Origin of the sequence: Mycobacterium sp. (assembly GCF_035314665.1) — a bacterium.
Classification (GTDB): Bacteria; Actinomycetota; Actinomycetes; order Mycobacteriales; family Mycobacteriaceae; genus Mycobacterium.
This window is the reverse complement of sequence record NZ_DATFZD010000265.1, coordinates 1-5,265: the sequence shown is the minus strand read 5'-3', so window position 1 is coordinate 5,265 and position 5,265 is coordinate 1. Positions and strand designations below refer to the sequence as shown.

5 protein-coding genes and 1 pseudogene are annotated in these 5,265 nt (G+C 63.5%); 1 reads left to right on the top strand and 5 read right to left on the bottom strand.

Going from position 1 to position 5,265, the window contains the following annotated elements; translation table 11 throughout:
• From VKI00_RS18915 to VKI00_RS18895, 5 genes are all read right to left on the bottom strand, one after another.
• The coding region (locus VKI00_RS18915; protein WP_324440064.1) for a pyridoxamine 5'-phosphate oxidase family protein at window positions 1–140 on the bottom strand (140 nt) is incomplete at its 3' end.
• An 844-nt stretch (window positions 141–984) separates the two neighbouring features.
• A complete protein-coding gene (locus tag VKI00_RS18910) occupies window positions 985–1,233 on the bottom strand; it encodes a hypothetical protein (RefSeq protein ID WP_324440062.1) in 249 nt (82 codons plus the stop codon).
• Window positions 1,234–1,428: 195 nt separating this feature from the next.
• Window positions 1,429–2,301, bottom strand: coding sequence for a DUF2637 domain-containing protein (locus tag VKI00_RS18905; protein WP_324440060.1), 873 nt, complete (start codon window positions 2,299–2,301; stop codon window positions 1,429–1,431).
• Window positions 2,298–2,528: a helix-turn-helix transcriptional regulator gene (locus VKI00_RS18900; protein ID WP_324440058.1), complete on the bottom strand. Its 231-nt coding sequence runs from the start codon at window positions 2,526–2,528 to the stop codon at window positions 2,298–2,300. Before VKI00_RS18900 ends, VKI00_RS18905 begins: the two co-directional genes overlap by 4 nt.
• Window positions 2,529–2,811: 283 nt before the next feature.
• Window positions 2,812–4,200 (bottom strand): wax ester/triacylglycerol synthase family O-acyltransferase, encoded by a 1,389-nt coding sequence (locus VKI00_RS18895; RefSeq protein WP_324440055.1) that lies wholly within the window; start codon window positions 4,198–4,200, stop codon window positions 2,812–2,814.
• 761 nt (window positions 4,201–4,961) lie between these two features.
• On the opposite strand from VKI00_RS18895, the pseudogene VKI00_RS18890 reads away from it, so the two are divergent.
• Window positions 4,962–5,265: pseudogene (locus VKI00_RS18890) on the top strand (hypothetical protein); the annotation flags it as partial.

Sequence of the window (5,265 nt, the reverse complement as noted above, 5' to 3'; positions counted from 1 at the left end):
TCGTGTCCGGCCATGGCGTAGTTGACGGGCACGGCGAGCGGTCCGAGGTCATCTTGGTACACGAGTCGCCCGACGCGTGCGGTAGCGAGCAGGCGAAAGCATTCGTCGGGCGAGAGGTCTTCGAGCTCGCGTTGCGTCATGGTGCGATTCTCGTCGGGGCGCACGGCGGCCGCCACGGCCAAAGGTCCCATCCGGCTGGCGCCGCAGCTAATGTGGCCGAGTGCGCCGACCCGCGGGCGTGGGGTTGGCGTGCCGTCCAGTCGGAGCTTGGCGACGGCAATCTCGTGAAGCCGCTTCAGCTATACGGGGATAACCAACCGGTTCCCGGAACCTTGCTGTCGGACTCCAGTGCCACGATCGCCACATGACAATCACAATCCCCGGCGGGCAACATATCCAGGTTCGGGTCAGCGGGACGAGCACCGAGTGGACCGCCGAACCGGCCGAAATTGCCCTGTGTAACAACAGATTTGGCTCCAGTACCGTCCGGCATCGATGCGGTGATTCCTGCCGATTCCCAGTTATTGACGGTGAGTAACGGAAACCGCTTCGCGCCCCACCGCTGCGACGATACGGTCCGCAGCCCACCGCTGGTCGAGAATGTGGGTCTAGGAGTTCCGTGTCCTAGCTAGATTCCTTGGCTGGTTAGCCAGGAGTGAATTCGTTCTGCGACGTCGCGCCAACCGGGTTCGAGCATCTACCTGTCGGCTACTGGACTGGTGGAATGGCGGCGTGGAACCGATGACTGGCTTTGGAATCAGAGGATTTCGTAGCTTTCAACCGTCATCTGGACCATGCCCCCGGCGGGGGGCCTCTGAGCACACGTTTGCCCCCGACGGGGGTCTTCTGCTGGCCAGCGTCTGCCCGTGAACTCAGAGGCGGAGAAGTCGCCAGCTTCAAGGTGAGTTCCGATTCGACGTTTCTCGAACAATTCGCCAGTTAGGTCGGTGCAGGGGCACAACATCCATTGGCCAGGGCGGGTTGCTATTGCGCTCTACGGATGACAAACGCGTCTGTGTTCTCGTCGTAACCGACCGTCTCGTCCACGAACAGTTCCCCAACCGTGTGGCCGTCCTCAGCGACCGCAATGAAGGTGGCTTCTTCCTCGTCGTATGTCACCGATCCTTGCACGAACATCGCCGCGACCTCGTGCCCATCCGCTCCGAAAACGACAAGCTTCAAGCCTCCGGCATCCTTGAGGTACTGCGCCGCTTCGGCAGGTGTCGTGACCATCGCTGGGATTCCTCTCTGCTGATGCTTTGGTTGCCGCAGAGTATTCCCGAGACGAGTAGCCAACACGGGTAGTACAGATGCCCAATGTGCTCTTCAGCCGTGCGCCCTTGCGGCGGCGCGAGGCAGCCGTTCACTGGCGATTGCCATGTTCTCGGGAGGTCTTCGGTCTATTGACGGCCAAGGTTCCGTAGACCGTCAGCCGACCGCCACGAGCTGCCGCTGTCGGCGCTCGCCGGCAGCCTGCACGATTCGCTGTGCCGTCCTGAAGTTAATCCCTGATGCCTTGGCGGCAGCGTTTATCGACGCACCATTACGGTGTGCTGCCAGCACCGCGACCACAGTCTCGACGGGTTGTGTGGTCACCCTGGATGCAATCAGCTCCGACGCAAGGTCTGAATCGACCCTTGCAATTTCTGCATTGACCTGCTTCGGGTCAGTTCGTACTGAGGGCTGCACTGTCGGTGCCGGGCCGGGTTGTACCGATGCAGACCTCGGTACCCGCTTGGCTTGTACCGGCCGGGCCCGGGCGCTGGTCATTGCGGGTGCGACATCACCATTTGCACGCCGCGTTAGCGTTTGCGTCAACCGCTGCAGCGCTGGGGGTTGTGTATTGGAGGACGTGGTCCCGGTGCGGGCTCGGCGTACCGGTTGGTCCCCGAGCGCAACCAGCATCAGCGTGCTGACGGCCACCGCCGTGTCGATGATGGCGGGGAAGATACAAGCAATCTCTGAGTTGTATCCGACGGCTTGCATCAGGTCGCGCAGCGCGAGAAAACTGACGGCGAACGCGCCTACGCCGATGGCAGCAACAGCGCTGACCGCGCAGCAGTAAACCCTGCCGGATGCCCCCGCACGGACGGCCAGGGCGATGCCGTGCACGGCGGCGAGAAGGGCCATGGGAGGTACGGCGGCGGCACCGACCTGGATGACGACCTGTGGGACGTAGCGCAGCACCGCATGAGTGATGTTGCCGAGAAGGCTGACCGTGGTCGCGCCGATCAGCAGGCCCCAGAAGAACCGGACGGCACGGCGGTGATTCCCCTGACTGATCTCGGCCTGGGTCGTCATCGCTTCCCCTTCCCGCCGGTGAGGTCGTACGTCACCTTCTGTTGACCCAGCTCAATGACGAGCGAGGCAGTCGCCCCCACCGCCGTGAGGTAGGACGCCAGAGTGCTAATCAGCATGTCGTCCTGGCGCTCGACCTTGCTGATCTGCGCCTGTCCGACACCGAGGTTGGCAGCCAGCTGAATCTGCGTCAGACCCGTTGCTCGGCGTATCGCGGCGAGGTCGATCATACCTTGATACTACCTTGAAGGAATACTACTTTATAGGAATACCCGAAGGGTGGTAATGGCGGGTACTCAACCACATGAAAGCCGCGAACTAGTGAGCTCCTGCTTGTCTGGGTGGAGCTGCCGGGAATCGAACCCGCAGCTCTACCAGGGCTTTTGCCTTCTGAGCTGCCGGTTCGTTCCGTCTCGTTCCGGCTCAGTACCTCCCGTTACCTGCAGTTGCGTTCTCGGGTCTTGACGTCGTCAAGAGTGGCCAGCTAATCCATCGAGCTGGTCCTCGGGCGGATCACGCGGCGGCGGTGAGCAATTCCTGCAGGGCGACCTCGAAGTCGTCGGCCAGGTCCCACACGTCGGGCACCAGTTCCCAGCATGAGTTGATCCCGACGTCAAGCTTGCCGGTCAGCGACATCACCGTGATGTTGAGGCCGGTGCCGTGGAAGATCGGTCCAAGCGGATACATCGCCTTGACCTGGCAGCCCAGAAAGTACAACGGCACCTGCGGTCCCGGCACGTTGGAGATGACCAGGTTGTGCACCGGTCGGCGAGTCAGCACCGCACTGGCGAAGAGTCCCACCGCCGGAGCCAACAGCGCCCGCCCGGCAAACTGCGCCCAGTCCAGCAACAGCGTCGCCCCGATCGCCGCGCTGTGCTCCTTGGCCACCCCATTGGCGTGCGCGATGGCGCGCAGCCGGTCGGCCGGGTCGGCGATCTGAGTCTGCAGGCGGGAGAACAACGCCGTCAACTGGTTGCGGCCTGGCCGGTCGGACTTTTGATGCACCGACACCGGCACCGTGGCCACCAGCGAGGTGTCGGGCAGCTGACCGCGATCGAGCAAGAACTTGCGCAGCACCCCGGCGCACAGTGCCATCACCACATCGTTGACCGTGACATTGAACCTGTTCTTGATCGTCTTGACGTCGTCGAACTCCAGGCGGGCGTAGGCGATGTTGCGCCGGCGGGTGATGGAGTCGTTGAACGGGGTGCGCGGCGCCCGGAACGGCGCCGCCATGGCCCGCCCGCGGCGCCCCCGGCGCACGGTGTCGACGATCGTTGACGCCGTCAACGGCACCACGGTGGCCAGCTGCAGTGGCCGGGCCGCGAACTTCGCCAGGCCCCGCACCGCCATTCCCACCGAGTTGCTGTCGCCCGGCCCGTCCACCGCCTTCGGCGCCGGCGTGTCCGGTTCGGTGCCGCACAGCTGCGACAGCAGGTTCGCACCGCCCACCCCGTCCACGCTGGCGTGATGCACCTTGGTCATCACCGCCAGCCGCCCACCCGCCCGGGCGTCGGTGCCAGCGATCCCCTCGATCACCCACATCTCCCACAGGGGCTGGCCGCGATCAAGGGGCAGGGAGGCGATGCGCCCACAGGTCTCCGACAGCTCGACGCGCCCGCCGGGCGCCGGCAGCCCGATGCGGTGCAGATGCCGGTCCAGATCGAAACTGTGGTCCTCCACCCACACCGGATGGTCCAGATTCAGCCGGCTGTCGGCCAACCTCTGCCGAAACTCCGGGATCGACTTGATCCGCACGCCCAACTCGTCGCGCAGCCGAGCGAAGCTGTACCCGCCGGGCACTGTCGCGGCGTCCAACTCCAAGATCGCGCAGACGTGCAACGGCTGTGAGGGCGTTTCCAAATACAAGAAGCTGGCATCCAGCCCGCTGAGCCGTTGCATACGTTTCCCTTCCACCGGTCGAGGGGGGTCACTGCCGCCAGCCGACCCGGACTGCCGGCCGGGGCGATGCGATCGAAGACCGGCCGGCGGCACTCCAACGATCGCGGTCAGAACTTGATGGCGAACCCGTTCAGGTCCTGGCTCAAGGGGCTAGCGCTCATAACGACGACTGTCCCGAGTCTCAGGAGTGAAAATTCGTTGAGAAATCCGCCGCCACCATTGTGCGCTTATCTGCGCTCGATTGAAAGTAGGTTTCAGGTGCCGATATCCCCAATCCTCTTGACACAGCGGAAAATTCCACCGTTTGACGGGCAATGCCCGGCCTAATCCTATTGACGCATTGTCAAATACGAAGCGAGGTTTCAGGCGAGGTTTTGGGTTAGCGCGAACATGCGGAGCGTGTCACCACCGGCTACGCCGCGGTGAGCGAGCAATCGGTGACGACCGACTTCGAGATCGCCGAGGCGCTTGAGGCCGGGTGCCGCTCCTGGTTGAGTGACAGCCCGTCCCCGCCATACCGTGTAAACCGATCTGTTGACGTCACCGAAAGGGTCCGCGTGGCAAATGCGAAAGCGTGGGTAATTTTCGCTGCCGTCTTCGGTCTGGCTGCGTGTTCGTCGTCCTCACCATCGCGGCCGCAAGCCGCCACAGCAAGCTCAACAACCCCACAGCCAGCCGTTACTACGACGCGTGCCGCCCCCAACGCCACAGCAGCGCCCAACGCGACTGCCGCTCCCAGCACGACCGCATCCTGCGTCGGCTTGCCGATCTGCACCCCGCCGCCCCCGGACGCTGAGGGCAACCCAGCCTGCTACTACCGTGATGGTTGGGCTGCCGACACGTCAGGCTCTGGGATTAATGTCTACTACTTCCGCGAATCGTCCAATGCAGTTAACGGCGAGCAGGTGACCGCCGACGTTCGGCTGAAGGACGGCACCACGGCTTCCCAGATCGCCGCAATCGATCCGGGTCAATTGAATGATCAGATTCAGTTCCCCGGCATCGACACATCAGCAGTGCAGGAGGTCTTGCTGACGACTAGCGCTGGGCGGTGCTTCGTCATTG

Bases quoted from the DNA above. Each gene is read 5' to 3' on its own strand.
- VKI00_RS18900 (WP_324440058.1), bottom strand. From the start codon at position 2,528: ATGATCGACCTCGCCGCGATACGCCGAGCAACGGGTCTGACGCAGATT.
- VKI00_RS18910 (WP_324440062.1), bottom strand. From the start codon at position 1,233: ATGGTCACGACACCTGCCGAAGCGGCGCAGTACCTCAAGGATGCCGGA.
- VKI00_RS18895 (WP_324440055.1), bottom strand. From the start codon at position 4,200: ATGCAACGGCTCAGCGGGCTGGATGCCAGCTTCTTGTATTTGGAAACG.
- VKI00_RS18905 (WP_324440060.1), bottom strand. From the start codon at position 2,301: ATGACGACCCAGGCCGAGATCAGTCAGGGGAATCACCGCCGTGCCGTC.